The organism is Moorena sp. SIO3B2 (genome assembly GCF_010692525.1).
Lineage (GTDB): Bacteria > Cyanobacteriota > Cyanobacteriia > Cyanobacteriales > Coleofasciculaceae > Moorena > Moorena producens.
Genome location: NZ_JAAHHE010000027.1, coordinates 1 through 16,621, shown reverse-complemented (window position 1 = coordinate 16,621; position 16,621 = coordinate 1). Strand labels below are relative to the sequence as shown.

Here is a 16,621-nt window from a genome sequence, read left to right as displayed (position 1 = left end):
ATGGGCGCTTCAACTGTTGATACTAGATCAAAACTCTGTAATCGGAAGACTCAAGAAAAACTGAAAGGGAACCTTGATAGCGCTACATTCATTAAAGTTCTCTCCCTTATGATTAGACCATACTCAGAAAATTCCGAGAACTAGCAGATTGTTTCGGGTTTTATGTATCTGGTAAACCTCAGCCTAAGATTCAGCAGTGGAAAAACAACAGAAACCAACCTCCTCCCGCCGCCGCCCGCGTCGCCACGTTAGCAAACAGCCACAAACTAAGGACATTAAACCCTCCAAATCCCAACCAAAACAGAAAGCGCGCCGCCAAAGCTCATCCGCAAAATCACATAAATCTCGGTCAACCCCGCCACCTACCCCCCGTACCCGTGCTCGTCTATCCCGTTCACCAAAACCTTCTACAATTCGCTCCAGTCAATCCCAACTGAGGGTAGCATACCGAACACCCCATTTACCAAACCTTCGTAGAAGAGTCAATCCCTTTGCCACACCAGCGTCCTCATCCTTGCCCACCATAACCAATGCTCGTAATCCAATTCGGCAACGTCCTCAGCCACAATTAGTTGCTGATTTATCCTCTAAATCCTCCAAACCAAGCCGACTAAAGGCTAGCCTACCCCTCCCCAATCCCCTAAATCATCAATCTGTACAAATTCGGAGAACTCGCCGAGAACGCCGTTCCGAAAACTCCTCTACCCGGCTTTGGATTTTGATTATCCGTTTGCTGATTGTAGGAATTGGTCTCGGAGCGATCGCAGGTACCGTATTATCCAGCTTGGGTACTGCTAGCCAACCATCTACCAAAACCACAGACAATGCTCCCATTGAAGTCCAGCAGAGTTTGAGTCAGACAATTAGTTCTCAATTGACACCCCTGCTGCTGAACAAATCTCCCTTACAAAAACAAATTCAAACTCTAGTAAAGCAACACCCCCAATTGCAACCGGGAATCTTCATCCATGATCTTGATACCGGTGCTTTCCTAGAATCAAATAGCCGTCTAATTTTTCCTGCTGCTAGCACCATTAAGTTACCAATTCTAATTGCTTTCTTTCAGGATGTAGATGCAGGCAAAGTTTTATTAGATGAATATATAACCATGAAACCAGAGATGATTGCTGGTGGTTCTGGAAACATGCAATATCAAAAACCAGGCAAACAGTACAAAGCTCTGGAAGTAGCCACCAAAATGATCACCATTAGTGATAACACGGCTACGAATATGCTGATTGAACGTCTTGGTGGCATCGAAGTTCTCAATCAACGATTCCGCTCTTGGGGTTTGAAAAAAACTGTACTGCGCAACCCCCTACCAGATTTGCCAGGAACAAACACCACTAGCCCAAGAGAACTAGCTAGTTTGATTTTTAACCTTGAGCAAGGTAAGTGGATTTCTCCCCAATCTCGTACTGACCTGATCGATATCATGATCCAAACTAAGACCAACACCTTATTACCCCAAGGACTAGGTAATGGTGCCACCATTGCCCACAAAACTGGCACCCTTGGCCGACTACTGGCCGATGTAGGTTTGGTAAAAATGCCCAACGGCAAGCGTTACATTATCTCTGTAATGGTCAAACGCCCCTTTAATGATGCCAGTGCCGAAAAACTGATTCGCACCATTTCTCGACAAGTCTATGACTACTTTAATAATTAGCCATTAATAATTAGTCATTTCTTAATTACCGGTTAAACCTTGACAGTTGACTGTGGAAGGTTGACTGTTGTCTTTGAGCAATCTGCCACTGACAACTGATCTAGAGATTGCCAGATTTTCGATAACAAAGCATCCAAGCCGATTTTAGCAACAGCTGAAATCGAAAAAACTGGTACCTGAGTAAGCTGATTTAGGTAAGTAGAAACCTCTTCGATCATGTCTTGATCAACCGCATCTACTTTATTAAGGGCAAGAATTTGGGGACGCTCTGGCAATTCTCTGCCATAGGCTTGTAACTCCTGTTGAATGGTTTGATAATCAGCAATCGGGTCAGCAGCAGTAATATCAATCAAATGCAGTAACAAGCGAGTGCGTTCGATATGACGTAGGAAGTCGTGACCGAGACCAATACCTTGATGAGCTCCAGCAATCAACCCAGGAATGTCAGCAAATACAGTACCATCCCCAGTTGGTTTACGAACCACACCTAAATTCGGAATCAAAGTGGTAAAGGGGTAATTGGCTATCTTGGGTCGTGCCGCTGAGAGTGCTGAAATCAGAGTAGACTTACCAGCATTAGGTAGACCAATAATGCCCACCTCCGCCAGTAACTTCAACTCTAAGCGTAACCTCAATTGCTCTCCTGGTAGTCCAGGTAACGCATGCTCTGGTGCGCGATTGTGATTACTCAGGAAATGCCGATTTCCCAAACCTCCTTTACCACCCTTGGCAACACAAAGCATTTGCCGAGGTTGCACCAAATCCCCCAGCATTTCTCCCGTGTCAGCATTGTAAACAACCGTGCCACAGGGAACTTCAATAATGCGATCGCTACCATTTTTTCCCGTCCGATTATTAGGGCCTCCCCGACCCCCATTCTCAGCTCGAAAGCAATGGGCGTATTTAAAATCTAGCAACGTTTGCAGGTGCTCTATAGCATTCAAAATCACGCTACCCCCCCGACCACCATTACCCCCCGCCGGTCCTCCAGCAGGAACATACTTTTCCCGCCGAAACGCCACAATTCCATCGCCCCCGTTACCAGCGACAACTTCAATTTCTGCTTGGTCGATAAATTGCATAATTAGTTCTTAGTCCTTAGTGTTTTCTTGACACCAGTCAGTTGACCCCATTCTCCTTAATCAATCTAACTACGAATGACCAATGACTAATGACTAGTCACCAATGACTAATGACTAATCACCAATCACCAATTACCAATCACCACTTATAAATAAGATGAAACATCTTCACCACAATCATCGGCTAAATAAGATAAAGCCCGGAAGCGCAAGCCGACTAACTGATCATAGAGAGGATTAAGCTTACACATCGGTGGGATGTGGACGATTTTGTGATTAAATAGCTTCACGTCCCGTTCAAACGGACACTGAGCAGGAATCAGTTTGCACATAAATCGAGCAACACGTGGGTCATTAACATCCATACCATCTAACCAATCCCGTACTGGCTGTAGAATATCCGAATGGGGATGGTCAGAACTTCCTGGTTCTTGAGCTAACGCATCAGCAGAATCCCTTTGCTCAGTTGCCTTATCGTCATAAAGAGTTACCTGCAGTGATTCAAGAGCCTCAACCTTATGACCTAGTGCTTCACAGAACTGGTCTAGAACATCAGCTTCAGTCGCAGAGTACACCCCATCTGCCAAGGCTACCATTACAGCAGTTCGTAGAAAATTCTCTGCCGTTGTGTTATCCTTACCTAAAGCTGCTGCCAGTTCTTCAGGAGTAATCGGTTGATCAAAAGACTGCAAATCAGTACCAGGAGCCAATGTCTCCTGGGTGATTTGAGCCATAACCTCTTGTTCTTCAGGGTCAAAGTGACCATCAGCCCAGGCAACGGCAAATAAACCCCGCAGCCAAGCTGAAATCTGTTCTTCGGTGTAGGTAGCAGTGCTGGAAGTAGCCATAAATACTTAAAATCAATCTCCTAACACTATTTTAGGAGCAATCACAATAACTTAAGCTCCTGAAGGTTGAAGCCTATAGCATCAAACTAGCAATCGGATTAAGAAGCATCGACCACTTGTAATTCTGAGATATTCGTGAATCTAGCAGAATTTAGTCTTTTCTTAATGTCAGTCCTAACCAGTGCTACTGGACAGTTCTTGCTCAAAACTGGAGCCGAAAAGCTGGAAAAAGTTAACGCTAGCAATTGGCTAGATCAGATTTTCAGTATACCCAAGACCCCAGAAATTATAGCAGGGCTAAGTTGTTATGGTTTAGGGGCACTGGCATACATTTTGTTGCTGACGCGGGTAAATCTCAGCGTTGCTGGTCCTTCAGTATCCTTGACTTACGTCTTCTCCGTACTGATGGGCTATTTTTTCTTTAAGGAAACCATCCCCGTTAGCCGTGCCGTGGGGTTGGGTTTGATTATCTGCGGTGTAATGTTGGTAATTTGGAAAAAATCAGTTAGTCATTAGTCATTTGTCAAGACTATGGATGTAAGCCTCTTGTTTACCCGGCTTTTTTAGGGGGGTAATGGGGGGATACCATCCAACCATACAAGCCTTTTACCTACTCAGGACTTACCCACTCAGATCTGTAAAATCAGATCTGTAAAACTGCTGTAATTCCCTATTCCCGGTTCTTTCCAGAGCCGAAGTTCCCTATTGGCTAAAACCTTAATTTCTCGATCAGCTGCGTAAGTCCTACTTGTGATACACACACATAACTTATTCATAAGTTTGACATCGTGAAAACGCGATCGCGAACAACAGGTGGCAATACTGTAAATAATCACTAGTCTAACTATTACGGCAATGGCAATAAAAAATCAACGGAATGAATTAGATTATTTACCTGCTATTAATGTACATTTGCTAGAGCGTAGAATATCTTGTGTAACCGTCCCTAGGATTGTAGACGCCATTCATGCCGCTTGCGTTGAAGACAGAAAAATAACCGTAGCTCACTATAACGTACATAGTTTTAATTTTTCAATGCAGCTCCCATGGTTCTATGAATTTATCCAAAGTGCAGAAATCGCCCATTGTGACGGTATGGGTATATTAAAAGCCCTTCAGTTTATGGGGTACAATTTATCCCTAAAATACCGCGCATCTTACACACTATTAATGCCCAAATTACTGGATAATTTTAACCAAAATAGTTTGTCAATGTTTCTGCTGGGGTCAAAGCCTAAGCATCTAGAAACAGCCCTTAATAACCTTAGACAACAATACCCCAATATTATTGTCGATGGTCATCACGGATATTTTGATAAAGAAGACCCCAGCCAAAATGAAGAGATAATTAATAAAATTAACCAGGCAAAACCTAATATTTTATTAGTAGGCATGGGTATGCCAATTCAAGAAAAATGGATTTGGCAGCATCGTAGTCGTATTAATGTCAATGTGTTCATGCCTTGTGGTGCAGTGATCGACCGATTAGCAGGTTTGGTTCCTGACTGTCCAGAATTTATTTCCAATCTTGGTGGAGAGTGGCTTTATCGTCTATCCCGTGAACCCAAACGTCTCGCAGCTCGCTACTTACTCGGTAATCCAGCCTTTTTCTTTCAACTTGCTCTAGCTAAATTTTATGCACAACCTTTGAGAGTAGAGAAGATGGGGTACATGCTAAATGGACAAAAACACAGTTTAGACGAGCCTGTAAGCCTTCTTTCACCATTACCTCAGGGAATGAACTAGCAAAATCAGGATGTACCTGATGTGTAGCTGTTAGTCAGTTCTAGCCAGTCAACTCAGAATAACTGAGAAAATTAATTTTATTAATTTTGTCTCAGTCATGGTGCAATAACACCATGATCGTGATTCATACCAAGTGATACTAAGTTGCATTCATACTTAGCACTTTCTTCCCATCACCCCATCACTCCATCACCTTTTGAGGAAGATACTATCTTTGATCCCAACTTAGTATCAATTGCCCATTAGCTACGGTTGACATTTACAAAGCACTTCGTATATTGCAGGTATATTTCCGTATTTTAGAGTGTCGGTTCACTGATCACTATTGACATAGGCAAAATGCTGTGAATACCCTGGCACCATCCCCCCACTAAGCCTGCGGCTAAGCTGGGGGTCTTATGTAGTGTATGGTTGTATCCCAATTGTATAGGCACCACAGAGGTAATTCACCAACCTTCCAAGATCGGGAGAAAGTTTTGGAGTTTCCACAAAGACACTGCTTTCATGATCGATAATTTTTCTGCTTGAGAGTAATAGTGTTACTTTTTCTCCACTAATGGGAATTCTGTCATTAGATAGTCTGAGATTTCTCACTTAGCCAGGGCAATGCTTTTATTGCCCGTTTTCTGATTACTCTTTTCAATGCTAGTCTCCTTAACTACTTCTCTATCCTTACTTTTCCCTTGAATAGGAAAATCAGGGTAGTCAGGAAAACGAAAACATAGATATGGCAAGGCAAACCCAAAACTGGATTAGTTTTTTAGCAGCTTAGCTTCAAGATAGGTCAGATGGATCACACACTAGCCAAGATCATCAGTAAATCAAAATACGTATCATTTGATATCTTTGATACCGCAATTATACGCAATGTTTTAGAGCCAAGTGATGTCTTTACACTGGTTCAAAGGCAGTATGAGTATTGTCATTCCGAGTTATTACCAAATTATCCTAAGCTTAGGCAAAAAGCATAAAAAAAATCTAGGGAAAAACTCTGGAGACGAGAACAAGTGTCAGAAGTTACCTTGGATACCATATTTGAGTGTTTGGTAGAATATTTTGGAGTTAATGACCAAACGGCACAAATACTCAAAAAAATTGAAATAGAAACCGAAAGGGATGTTTGCCGACGTAATGAATTTATTTTTTCGGTCTATAACTATTGCCGAGAAAATCAAAAACAGATTATTTTCATCTCAGATATGTATCTCCTATCGGTGATTAATAAAATTCTTCATGCCGCAGGCTATGATCAGAGTGACAATCTATTTTTGTCTTCTGCTATAGGGAAAACTAAATTTATGGGAGATATTTATCCATATGTTCTTGAACAGCTATGATGTACCCCAAATGATATCCTTCACATTGGTGATAATTATCATTCCGATGTTTTGAATGCCAAAGCAAATGGCTTATTAAGTTATTTTTATGAAAATCAAAGAGAGAGAGCTATTAATAATTATTGGTTTCAAAAGTAAAAATTTCATCAGCTTATAACCAAAAAATATATCGATAGTTCATTTTACCTAGCAACCCTTATCAATCAGTATTATAGCAGAAGTCAAAAGTCAGAAGTCAGAAGTCAGAAGTCAAACTCTTGCGCTTACTTAGGTTTGAGACTTTTGTCATGTCCTAACTGCCCTGGCGACTGCTATATTGTGACCCTCAGGATAATCAAACGGGTGCATCTCATATTTGTAAACAAGCAGGGGCGGGGGCGCGGGGAGTCTGGAGATTTTATTATAATTTTTGGCTAATTGCAAAAGTGAGATGCACTCAATCAAACTAGCTGCGAGGAGTAATTTTGCTATAACTTCGGGTTTAATAATTTTGGGTTCCTTTTTTTTTGTTTCATGAATTGACTGATATCCCCCTACTAGTATTGAGATTTTATAAATTATTCAGTTAATTCAAATAATATTATTGGCGTAGGGGCTATATAAAGAGGTTGTTAGCTAATATTTATTCCTTTGATTACTTACAAATTTGAGTTGGTTTTGGTTCCCTAATTACCCAAGGGTAGCCATGCTTAATCAGTCCCTAAAACTAGTTATTTTTTTTTAAAAATATTGCCAATCATTAGGATTTATAATCAGCAGAAATTTTTCATTTTACATATCATCAGGAGGATATAACCTTGAAACCCTTAGTTAGTGTCGTAATACCTACCTATCGCAGACCAAAGTTAGTTAAACGAGCTGTTCAAAGCGCTCTAGCTCAAACCCTTAGTCAAATCGAAGTCATTGTTGTCATAGATGGTCCGAATGAGGCTACTTGTGCCTCACTCGCAGAAGTGGATGACTCCCGGCTAAGGGTGATTGAACTGCCCACCAATCAAGGTTGCACTGCCGCTCGTAGGGCGGGGATTGCTGCAGCTCAAGCCCCATGGATTGCTCATCTAGATGATGATGACGAATGGATGCCCCAAAAACTTGAACTGCAACTGGAAGCGGCTAATCGTTCCCAATACAAATACCCCATTGTTACCTGTTACCTAATTGCTCGGACTCCCCAAAACGATTCCATTTGGCCGAGAAGAATTCCCTCTAAATCAGAAGCACTGAGTGAATATCTGTTTGTTCGCAATACCTTCTTCCAGGGAGAAGGACTAATTCAAGCTTCAACTATTCTTACATCCAAAGAGTTATTGCAAAAAATCCCCCCCGGAAGCAGCGGTAAAATTCACGAAGATTGGGGCTGGGTGTTACGGGCGACTACTTTGGAAGAGGTAGGAATTGAGTTTGTGACTGAACCATTGTCAGTGTGGTATTTAGGAGAAAACCATCCTAGTATTAGTAGCACTACTAAATGGCGGACTTCATTAAACTGGATTCAAAATTTACAAGAGTTAGTTACACCCCGTGCTTACGCATCCTTTATCTTGACACAGGTAAGTTCAAGAGCTGCCTTCGCTGGTGAGTGGAAGGCATTTTTTCCCCTTCTCTGGGAAGCCATTCGCCATGGCAAACCCCTACCTATGGATATAATTTTGTACTTCGGTATGTGGCTAATCTCTCCCAAGACTCGACGCTGGTTGCGGAATTTACTGACTAAGAATCCTCAGCCATTAACAACTTGAGCAAAACATCAGGTTATATCAAGTCCGTTTTTGTCGTTTGTCATATTTAGTGTTCATAATGTAGTGTTCATAATCCAAGGTTGTTTTGGGTAATGGGTCACGGAAATAGGCAACGGGTAATCGGTAATGGTACAGGAGTAATCGCAATTGCCAATTACCCATTACCTCTTACCTATTACCCACGCCTTACAATAACGATGCTACCGGAGTGGATCTAAAAAATTAATCTAGCAATCTACCCTGCTAGAACCGTCTTCTACGGTTTCGGAGTCTTCGACGTTCCCGATGTCTCGCAATTTCTTTACGTTTGCGTTTTTGTGCAAATGTCTCAAAATGACGATTCTTTTTCATATCGGCAAAGATGCCAGCTTGGGAGACTTTTCGCTTAAATCGACGTAGGGCTGACTCTAACTGCTCATTTTCACCAACCACCACTTGGGTCATTCAATGTCCTCCTGTTTTGATCGCTTCCGTGGTCGAATAACAAGTCATCATTCATCCCATAAGTACAGGACAGGGCAAACCTCTGATTGACTGAGAAAACTCCTACAACTGACGGAAGGTGTTGGCATCTGGCCAGTTTTTAAAACGAATGGCTTATATCTCAAGTCCGTTGAAAATCATAATCTTGCACCTGGATAGCCTGCACTCGTCTATGGCAAAGAAATCCGAATTAAGCCTGCCAAAAGCAGGCTCTCAAATCCTTATTTTTTCCTTACTCCTTGTCAAGTGGACTGTGATGGTGTACCTCCACGCTTCAGCCTGGAGAGTTTGCTACAATATCTCCCTTAAAACTGACTTTAGCTATGAGCCGTGGAATTAATGATATTGTTGGTTAACTCACACACTACAACTAGTGTGATTCTCGATCTGAACACTGCCTATTTGGGTTTTCCTACTTTAGGTCTTAAACGTTCATACTTGTCTGAATCAAAAAGTTTAAGATGCCTTCAATCGACTGATAGACAGCAATCCTACCCACACTAGTATCTTCCAACTAGAGTTCGAGTTTGCTTTACCCTACCAGGATTACTCCCTAAATTCTGACGCGCAGGGTAGAACTAGACAGGGGTAAAACCCCTGCCCTGGGCTCAGACCTGAGAATTGGGTTTTGATTTAGATCAAAGCGAGCTTAGTAGCGACGAGCGCCGAAGTTATCACCTTTGCGACCGCCCCCAAATGAGTTTCTTTTTTCCCGAGGCTTGGCTTTATTGACTTTGAGCTCGCGCCCCATCCATTCAGCTCGATCAAGCTCTTCAATGGCCTTCGCTTCTTCCTCCTCTGTGTTCATTTCCACAAAAGCAAAGCCCCTTAAGCGACCTGTTTCGCGATCGGTGGGCATGTGAATTCGCTTGATTTCGCCATATTCTTCAAACACAGATTTCAGATCCTCTTCTGTCACCTCACGTGCAAGGTTACCAACATAGACAGACATACAATATCTCCAAAATTTGATTTATGTAGAGATAGAAATTTCGGAGGCATGCTTAGCAATATGAAACAGAAGAAACCTGTCAACACTGAAAACAAAAACTGCAACCGATACCTATACTCGCTTTTTATGATAACATAGACATTAACGTGACTAACCTCCTACTTGGGTTGTGCAATTAAGTTGTGCAATTAAGCTGTTGTGGATTTTAATTGCATAGTTGCCAGTTTTGAAAAAACTTTTCATACCCACTCCTCATCTCTCCCTCTCCCCTCACAGCGGTTTCATTATAGCCGCAAATCTCGATAAACCAGGGCAGGTGACCGAATTTGGGACTGAGCTTTTGACGGACGCTATCAGCGTGTCGCTGATCAGCCCATTTGGTGATCACCTTTTGCTGATCAGTAGTCGGACCAAAGTTTTTATCGCTATGTAAATTTTTGTAAATTTTTATGGGATCTGCTTGGAGTAAGGATGGCAAATTTTTTAACTTTTCTTCATGTAGCACCGTTTATTTTTGAAAGAACTTCAATTTGTAATACATTAAGTAATACAGCGGTTGGCCATTGGGTGAGGTACAAATTCTTGGGTTTTAGGGAACTTCGGATCAGGGAACAGGGAAAAAATCCTGAGGTGCGACCCGAAGGCGCGACCCAAGGCCGGGTTACCCGGCCTTGGAGGCGCGCAGCTAATGGGAATTTAATAATTAGATGCGGAAAGCGCACCTATGTACCTTATAGTCATGAAAAACGCTGTATATAAAAACCTCATGCTGAGTGATCATCCCAACTAGAAATACTTAGAATTATTTAACAATTTGCGATTAGCCCTTCGGGCGATAAGGTCAACCCCATTGCAAAATCCTCAAAATTCGTAATCTTTTAGAACTACACAATGTAGTGAGTAATTTTTGTGACAAGATGCTCACAAGTGACCCAAACAGAACCCAAACCACTCGCTATTGCATCAAAACGGGGTAATAAACTTGAATGTTTCTCATAACTGAAGTCACACCGTTCATTTGTACTACTTTCAGCCTCAAACTCTCTTACTGTAAACGATGTAGCGATTGAGTTTCCCAAATATGTACCCATGTAGGTTTTGGCTTGATGCTTGCAATCATGGTACTATGCACAAAAATAGCATTCGCTTCAAATCCTTTCAAATGCTTTTCAGGAGTCGCTTCTAAATGTACCCAGTAGCGGTAGCTTAAAAATGGCTGGAAACCTCTCTAGGCAAGGGTTTTTATGAAATCGCTAAGGGTAACTTCAGTCGTAACCGTCCCAGCCTCCAACGAAGAAATGTGGGTTTCAGTGGCGATTCTGTGGTAAGATTGGGTTTATGAGTGTAGAGATTAACATCCCAGGGATTCAAATTCCTTTGGGAGATTGGGATGCCACCCCAGGGAGTGTAAAAGCGGTGGTAACAGTTTTGAGTGAGCGTTTGGCCTATATAGAAGAGCAACTCAAGCAAAATTCACAAAATTCATCTCGTCCCCCCTCAAGTGACGGTTTTGGTCAGCAAGATTTGTCAAACCCCCAGACTCTCAACAAGAAAAAGACAAAGAAAAAGAAAAAGTCTAGCAGTGATGGCTGATCCGAGAAAACACCACAGCTCTATCCGCTCGAAGCCTGTAGCGAAGTCCATTCCCATGTACCAGATATTGGTCAGCATTGTGGAGAGCAGTTGAGCGGCTTCGACCAGCGCACCCTTATCGTGATCAAATCGTTGATATTCCGCCGCTATCGGCCAAGGGAATTGAACATCAACTGCATCAGTTGGAATGCACTTGCTGCGGCAGGAAGAACCGTGCACCACTCCCTGCCGAGGTACCATCATTAGGCTTAGGAGACCGATTAGCGGCAGTGGTTGCAAGGTTTAGTGTAGAACATCGCCAAAGTCACCGGATGGTGAAGTCCTTACTTGCTACAAAGTTTAGTGTTGAGCTTTCCCGTGGGAGGATCAATCGTCTTCGTCACCAGGTGAGTGAGGCGGTCGCAGCTCCAGTGGAACAAGCTCAGCAGTATGTTCAAGGCCAGGGGTTTGTTCATAGTGATGAAACCAGCTTTAGCCAAGGCAATGGTGATGGACTTTTGTATATGTTCCAGGGGTAGAGCCCACGAATAATGCCGCAGAACGTGCCCTACGCACTGCCGTGATTTGGCGGCGAACCAGCTTTGGTTCCCAATCTCAAGCCGGCAGTGAATTCGCGCACGAGAATTTTGACTGTGGTGACATCCCTCAAAGCACAGCACCAAAAAGGGATTAGGGTTATCGGCTCCATCCCTATTACCACAAACTCTGATCAACACTCAAATACCTATGGTGGCGTAAGGCCATGGGACGGTTACCTTCAGTCATAAGTATGAGTAAGGCTATATAGCGTTGATCGCAGTTATGAGGTACAGTCTTTTTTGACGTTGATTCCCTGTTTTGATGCAGCGCATTCCTCTTCCCTCTTCTGATTTCCCAGATCCGCTGTTCCCTAAAATCCCGAAATTTTGTACCTCATAGCTATGATAATTGCTATATACCGCAATTATACGTAATTTTTACGGGTTTTTACCTAATGAAAAAATGTAGAAAAATAGTAAATATATCGAAAAATAATCTAAAGTATTCACACTATAATTAAATCAGACAAATTGATGAATATAAGTAGGTTTCAAAAAAATAGCTATTTTTGAATTAAAGCTAATTAAAGTCAGCAAATTATTTTTGCATAAAGTAAGATCTACTTAGATTTAGCACATGTTTATAGATGAATGAATGAGCAGATATAGATCAGACCTCGCAGCATTAGTATTGTCTTGATGCAAAGCAGGGTAAAGGCATCTTGTCAATACACTGGGGATAGTTCTCAATAAACCCAGCCTTATTGTGCTTGTTGACAAGGTATTTTCCACATATAGTGTTTATTTAATTACAAAAACATTATATATAGGAATCAGCAAATTAGATACGTTTACCCTGTGATGCAAAGCACGAGTGGGGAGGGGCTGCGTGGCTCGATAGTGGTACACAAGTAGTGATTTTAGCACCGGAAATCATGACCAGACCTTAGCCAAATCACTACATCTTTTGAACTTCAATAATATTCTTCACCCGATGACCCCATCATTTCATCATCATCTGTATTATCTGTAGTCTGAATAAGTGAAATAGATATTAGAGATAGGAGTTTTGAATGATTACTTCACCAAAAGTCAGTGTTGTCGTTCCTGCTTATAACGTTCGCTCCTACATTTGGGAAGCGCTAGTCTCTCTTGAGGGTCAGTCTTGTCGAGAATTTGAAGTCCTCATTGTTGACGACGGCTCTACTGATGATACCGCTGAACTGGTTAAACCGTTTTGTCGGCGGGATTCACGCTTTCAGTTATTGCAGAAGTCCAATGGAGGACTCTCATCGGCTCGTAACTATGGCATCCGTCATGCTCGTGCTAGCTACATCGCTCTACTTGATGCAGATGATGTCTACAAGCCGGAGAAACTAGCTAACCATGTGGCTGTACTGGATCGGGAACCAGAGGTAGGGGTTGTCTACAGTGCCTCACAAGCAATCCGTGATGATGGAAGTCCCACGATAATGCGTCTGAGTGGTAAGCCAGTTATGTCTGACCCACTCCTAGCCCTACTGTGCAAGAATTTCATTGGTCATGGTTCTAATGGTGTATTCCGAAGCTGTCTAGTGGATGAAGTCGGGGAATTTGACGAAGGGTTACGCAGTTCAGAAGATATAGATTTCTGGTTAAGAATTGCCGCTACGGGACGCTGGCGTTTTCATCGGGAGCCACAAGTCTTGTGTTGCTACCGAGTTCGTCCTTCTGGACTTTCTTTTAACATAACACAAATGCAGCATTCTCATGAACAGGTACTTAAATCAGCTTATCAACGCTCTCCAGAATTGGTAGAGACAGTATTGCCGACGGCTTACGCCTATATGTATCGCTACCTAGCTCGATTATCCCTAACTGCTGGTGATGCAGCTAAAGCTGTTCACTTTATCAACCAAGCGTTAGCTGCCAATAGCTCAATCTTCTATCGGGATCCGCGATCGCTTCTGACGCTCGTAGCTGTACGTCTGGCACCACTAGCCAAGCTGGTGATTAAGCGATCGCTTGGCTCCGTAGAATACAGAGCAAACAACTAAAAATTTTGTATTAGTCATCAGTCATTGGTCATTGGCCTTTGACGTGCAAGCCTTTTACATGCAAGCCTTTTGTCCCTTCCAAACCTTGCTAACCTAATGAAACTCAGCTCGTTACTCACAAGTGGGTTCTGGACAACATACGGAGCCCTCGGGACACGTCTGCTGGTATTGCTAAGTAACCTGATACTAGCAAGGTTGCTGTTGCCATCTGAATTTGGGGTGATTAGCGTTGCCTATATTTTTTGGTCTTTCCTGAATTTGTTCACCCAAGGCATCATCAACTCTTTTATTGTCTACAAGGGCATTGAAGACCAGCGTTATTTAAATACAACATACACAATTGCTATTGCCAGGGGATTGATGTTGGCAGTGGCAATGGTGGCGATATCTCCCCTAGCGGCTAACTTTTTCGGTGTACCAGACCTGGTATGGATTCTGATCGTGTTCGCCTTTAATCTGGTGGTGGCTTCTATCCAGTCTGTTTATCAGGGAGTACTCACTAGACAGATGAGGTATCGGGAAATAGCCCATGCGACCATAATCGCCTCGTTAGTGCGAGTAGTCTCTACCACTGGTTGCGCCTTTATCGGTTTGAGCTACTGGTCATTTGTAGTGGGAGATGCGGCTTTTTGGTTTATAGAGTATTGGATTAGTCGTGGTCATGTAGAACACAAATTCCGCTTACAGATTGATCCACAGGCTAGCTCAGAAGTTTTGTCGTTCTGTTTTGGTGCCACTGGCTCCAGTTTGGGATTTTATGTAAATGCCAATGGTGACAACTTTGTCATTGGTAAACTGCTGGGTAATACGAATTTGGGATACTACAACTTTGCTTACCAATTGACCCAGACAATTAACACTGTAATGGGTGAGGTGATTAATCAGGTAGGAATGTCCTCCTTCGCCCAGTTAGAGAATGACGAACAGCAGCAAAGTGTTCTAGTCACAATGGTTGAACAAATGGCTTTCCTGGGGGCTCCTCTATACGCCTTATTTTTTTTAGTGGTAGACGATCAGCTCATCTCTATGATATTTGGCCAGAAGTGGGTGCCAGCCTGCCAGGTGATTCCTTGGTTACTTGTGTTTGCTTACTTTAGGCTGATCAATAATTCACTGATTAATATGCTTGCAGCAAAAGGCAGAACTGGGATTAACGCCAAGGTTAACCTTATGATTGCTCCGGTCGCTTTCTTGAGCTTTATCATTGGTGCTGAGCAAGCAGGACTAATTGGGGTGGGAATTGCAGTTGCTTTCGTGCTAGGAATTGTCTGGACAGTCTACTGGTGGTGGGTAGGTTGCCGAGCACTAGGTTGGCCATTGATGAAGTTTTTACTTCCGTGCTTTAAAGCTGCTCTGATTGTACTGTTAGCCATTGTCAGTTGTCTAGGTTTACCAACAATCCTGAAGCCCTTCCTATTTATGAGTCTCTATATCGTCTGTATGCGCCTGATCGCTGCCAAACAATTTTTGAGTTACCAGTCTCTACTAGGGAAATTGGCTAATCAGCTGACAAAGTTAGGTAAAAGTCAGTTATAAGCTAATAAATTCAGTAAATTTACTGAATGTTAGGTTAACCGAATTCACTGTTTAATCCGTAATTTTTCTAATCTAAATTAAGGCATTAAATAGGCACAATGTTATTGTAGCTGCTCATATATAGCAGTTATCACTTGAGTAATGGAAAAAGTCATGGATTGTAGGGAGTAGGAATCCCCTCTTCCTTAATCAGGGGGGAAGAAAATTGACTGTACCTCATAAGTATGATAAACGCGATCAAACAATACTGTTATGGAAACGGCAAAACCTTGGGAATATCAATAAAAATAAAAAATGACAAATAACAACCAAAATAACACTATAAACGAACGAAGCTAGTAGATTTGAATCACTCTCATCTAATGAACGTGCTCTAAAACATCAAAGTATGGACTGTTAACTATGACCTCTAGCATACCAGATTTCCACACTAGAAACTTTAAACTGGGTGCCATGTCATTTCCAGAAAAAGTTATTTACTGGGTGATTGTGCTAACACCGCTCTGGTGGTTGTTGGGAATACAAACACTCTTCTACCCAGCGGTAGTTGTTGGTTTCTTAGGAGTCAACTTTGACATTGACAAACTCACTAGAAGATCGATACCCGCCTGTATCTGGGCTTGGTTAGGTATGGCTCTAGTCATGGTCTGGACTGCTACGTTTGGTCTCAATGACGTCGGGTTTGCCTTGCAGAAAATTGCTGCTACGTTCGTAACTTTTTTCAAGAGCTACTGTTTAATTTTTGCCGCACTGCTCCTACCATTTTGGCATGCCATCAGGGTTAAGGTGGTGACCCGTGCTGTAGCTTGGATGGCAACAGGATATTTAGTGACTATCGCCATTGAGATGCTCATGCTGGTAGTGGGATTAGGCAAAGAACCTTTTCTACCGCCCTTAGCCCGTCTAATTCCGGGAGGTGCTTTGAGTTTGCAAGTTACATTTGCTGACTTACAACCTTTTTTTGGTATCCCTTTACCCAGGACAGTTCTTTACACCCCCGACCCCCCCATTGTAGGGGTGTGTTCCATTCTAAGTTTTTTCATCTGCTTGGGTGAAGAAAACCGCCGCTTACGTCAAATATC

At 42.5% G+C, this 16,621-nt stretch carries 15 protein-coding genes and 2 pseudogenes; 11 read left to right on the top strand and 6 right to left on the bottom strand.

Annotated features, from left to right (window positions below; genetic code table 11):
- Positions 1-196: 196 nt before the first annotated feature.
- A complete protein-coding gene (locus F6K38_RS09430; RefSeq protein WP_008185787.1) occupies positions 197-1,669 on the top strand; it encodes a hydrolase in 1,473 nt (490 codons plus the stop codon).
- 32 nt (positions 1,670-1,701) lie between these two features.
- Here the strand turns inward: F6K38_RS09430 and obgE are convergent, their stop codons facing one another.
- Together obgE and F6K38_RS09420 are read right to left on the bottom strand one after the other, a co-directional pair.
- A complete protein-coding gene (obgE, locus tag F6K38_RS09425) occupies positions 1,702-2,751 on the bottom strand; it encodes a GTPase ObgE (protein WP_008185790.1) in 1,050 nt (349 codons plus the stop codon).
- Between the two features lie 146 nt (positions 2,752-2,897).
- Positions 2,898-3,599 (bottom strand): Mo-dependent nitrogenase C-terminal domain-containing protein, encoded by a 702-nt coding sequence (locus F6K38_RS09420; RefSeq protein WP_008185791.1) that lies wholly within the window; start codon positions 3,597-3,599, stop codon positions 2,898-2,900.
- A 135-nt stretch (positions 3,600-3,734) separates the two neighbouring features.
- Between F6K38_RS09420 and F6K38_RS09415 the strand changes: the two genes are divergently transcribed.
- From F6K38_RS09415 to F6K38_RS09400, 4 genes are all read left to right on the top strand, one after another.
- On the top strand, positions 3,735-4,115 hold the full coding sequence (locus F6K38_RS09415) for an EamA family transporter (RefSeq protein WP_131827148.1): 381 nt from the start codon (positions 3,735-3,737) through the stop codon (positions 4,113-4,115).
- Between the two features lie 339 nt (positions 4,116-4,454).
- The gene (locus tag F6K38_RS09410) at positions 4,455-5,345 is read left to right on the top strand and encodes a WecB/TagA/CpsF family glycosyltransferase (protein ID WP_044493600.1); all 891 of its coding nucleotides are present in this window, start codon (positions 4,455-4,457) and stop codon (positions 5,343-5,345) included.
- Positions 5,346-6,352: 1,007 nt separating this feature from the next.
- On the top strand, positions 6,353-6,682 hold the full coding sequence (locus F6K38_RS09405; protein WP_008185796.1) for a hypothetical protein: 330 nt from the start codon (positions 6,353-6,355) through the stop codon (positions 6,680-6,682).
- Positions 6,683-7,479: 797 nt separating this feature from the next.
- Entirely contained in the window at positions 7,480-8,421 is a 942-nt protein-coding gene (locus F6K38_RS09400; RefSeq protein WP_008185798.1) for a glycosyltransferase family 2 protein, read from the top strand.
- Positions 8,422-8,439: 18 nt separating this feature from the next.
- Here F6K38_RS09400 and F6K38_RS09395 read toward each other — a convergent pair whose 3' ends face one another.
- From F6K38_RS09395 to F6K38_RS09380, 4 genes are all read right to left on the bottom strand, one after another.
- Positions 8,440-8,583 (bottom strand): hypothetical protein, encoded by a 144-nt coding sequence (locus F6K38_RS09395; protein WP_154659833.1) that lies wholly within the window; start codon positions 8,581-8,583, stop codon positions 8,440-8,442.
- A gap of 81 nt (positions 8,584-8,664) precedes the next feature.
- Positions 8,665-8,865 (bottom strand): 30S ribosomal protein S21, encoded by a 201-nt coding sequence (gene rpsU, locus F6K38_RS09390; RefSeq protein ID WP_008185800.1) that lies wholly within the window; start codon positions 8,863-8,865, stop codon positions 8,665-8,667.
- 688 nt (positions 8,866-9,553) lie between these two features.
- Positions 9,554-9,856, bottom strand: a complete 303-nt coding sequence (gene rbp, locus F6K38_RS09385) for an RNA-binding regulator (protein WP_008185801.1) — start codon at positions 9,854-9,856, stop codon at positions 9,554-9,556.
- A 205-nt stretch (positions 9,857-10,061) separates the two neighbouring features.
- On the bottom strand, positions 10,062-10,361 hold the full coding sequence (locus tag F6K38_RS09380; RefSeq protein WP_008185803.1) for a hypothetical protein: 300 nt from the start codon (positions 10,359-10,361) through the stop codon (positions 10,062-10,064).
- Positions 10,362-11,194: 833 nt separating this feature from the next.
- Between F6K38_RS09380 and F6K38_RS09375 the strand changes: the two genes are divergently transcribed.
- From F6K38_RS09375 to F6K38_RS09350, 6 genes and pseudogenes are all read left to right on the top strand, one after another.
- Positions 11,195-11,449, top strand: a complete 255-nt coding sequence (locus F6K38_RS09375) for a DUF6444 domain-containing protein (RefSeq protein ID WP_008185805.1) — start codon at positions 11,195-11,197, stop codon at positions 11,447-11,449.
- Between the two features lie 77 nt (positions 11,450-11,526).
- Positions 11,527-11,967, top strand: coding sequence for a transposase (locus F6K38_RS09370; RefSeq protein WP_008185807.1), 441 nt, complete (start codon positions 11,527-11,529; stop codon positions 11,965-11,967).
- Positions 11,940-12,105 (top strand): annotated as a pseudogene (locus F6K38_RS09365) (IS66 family transposase); the annotation flags it as partial. The gene F6K38_RS09370 and the pseudogene F6K38_RS09365, both read left to right, overlap by 28 nt.
- A 935-nt stretch (positions 12,106-13,040) precedes the next feature.
- A complete protein-coding gene (locus F6K38_RS09360; protein WP_008185809.1) occupies positions 13,041-14,003 on the top strand; it encodes a glycosyltransferase family 2 protein in 963 nt (320 codons plus the stop codon).
- 96 nt (positions 14,004-14,099) lie between these two features.
- Positions 14,100-15,539: an oligosaccharide flippase family protein gene (locus F6K38_RS09355; protein ID WP_044493605.1), complete on the top strand. Its 1,440-nt coding sequence runs from the start codon at positions 14,100-14,102 to the stop codon at positions 15,537-15,539.
- 402 nt (positions 15,540-15,941) lie between these two features.
- Positions 15,942-16,621: pseudogene (locus F6K38_RS09350) on the top strand (O-antigen ligase family protein); the annotation flags it as partial.

Excerpts from the sequence above, each read along its gene's own strand:
- obgE (WP_008185790.1), bottom strand. The coding sequence starts at position 2,751 with ATGCAATTTATCGACCAAGCAGAAATTGAAGTTGTCGCTGGTAACGGG.
- F6K38_RS09420 (WP_008185791.1), bottom strand. The coding sequence starts at position 3,599 with ATGGCTACTTCCAGCACTGCTACCTACACCGAAGAACAGATTTCAGCT.
- F6K38_RS09410 (WP_044493600.1), top strand. The coding sequence starts at position 4,455 with ATGGCAATAAAAAATCAACGGAATGAATTAGATTATTTACCTGCTATT.
- F6K38_RS09395 (WP_154659833.1), bottom strand. The coding sequence starts at position 8,583 with ATGGGTAATTGGCAATTGCGATTACTCCTGTACCATTACCGATTACCC.
- rpsU (WP_008185800.1), bottom strand. The coding sequence starts at position 8,865 with ATGACCCAAGTGGTGGTTGGTGAAAATGAGCAGTTAGAGTCAGCCCTA.
- rbp (WP_008185801.1), bottom strand. The coding sequence starts at position 9,856 with ATGTCTGTCTATGTTGGTAACCTTGCACGTGAGGTGACAGAAGAGGAT.
- F6K38_RS09375 (WP_008185805.1), top strand. The coding sequence starts at position 11,195 with ATGAGTGTAGAGATTAACATCCCAGGGATTCAAATTCCTTTGGGAGAT.
- F6K38_RS09360 (WP_008185809.1), top strand. The coding sequence starts at position 13,041 with ATGATTACTTCACCAAAAGTCAGTGTTGTCGTTCCTGCTTATAACGTT.
- F6K38_RS09355 (WP_044493605.1), top strand. The coding sequence starts at position 14,100 with ATGAAACTCAGCTCGTTACTCACAAGTGGGTTCTGGACAACATACGGA.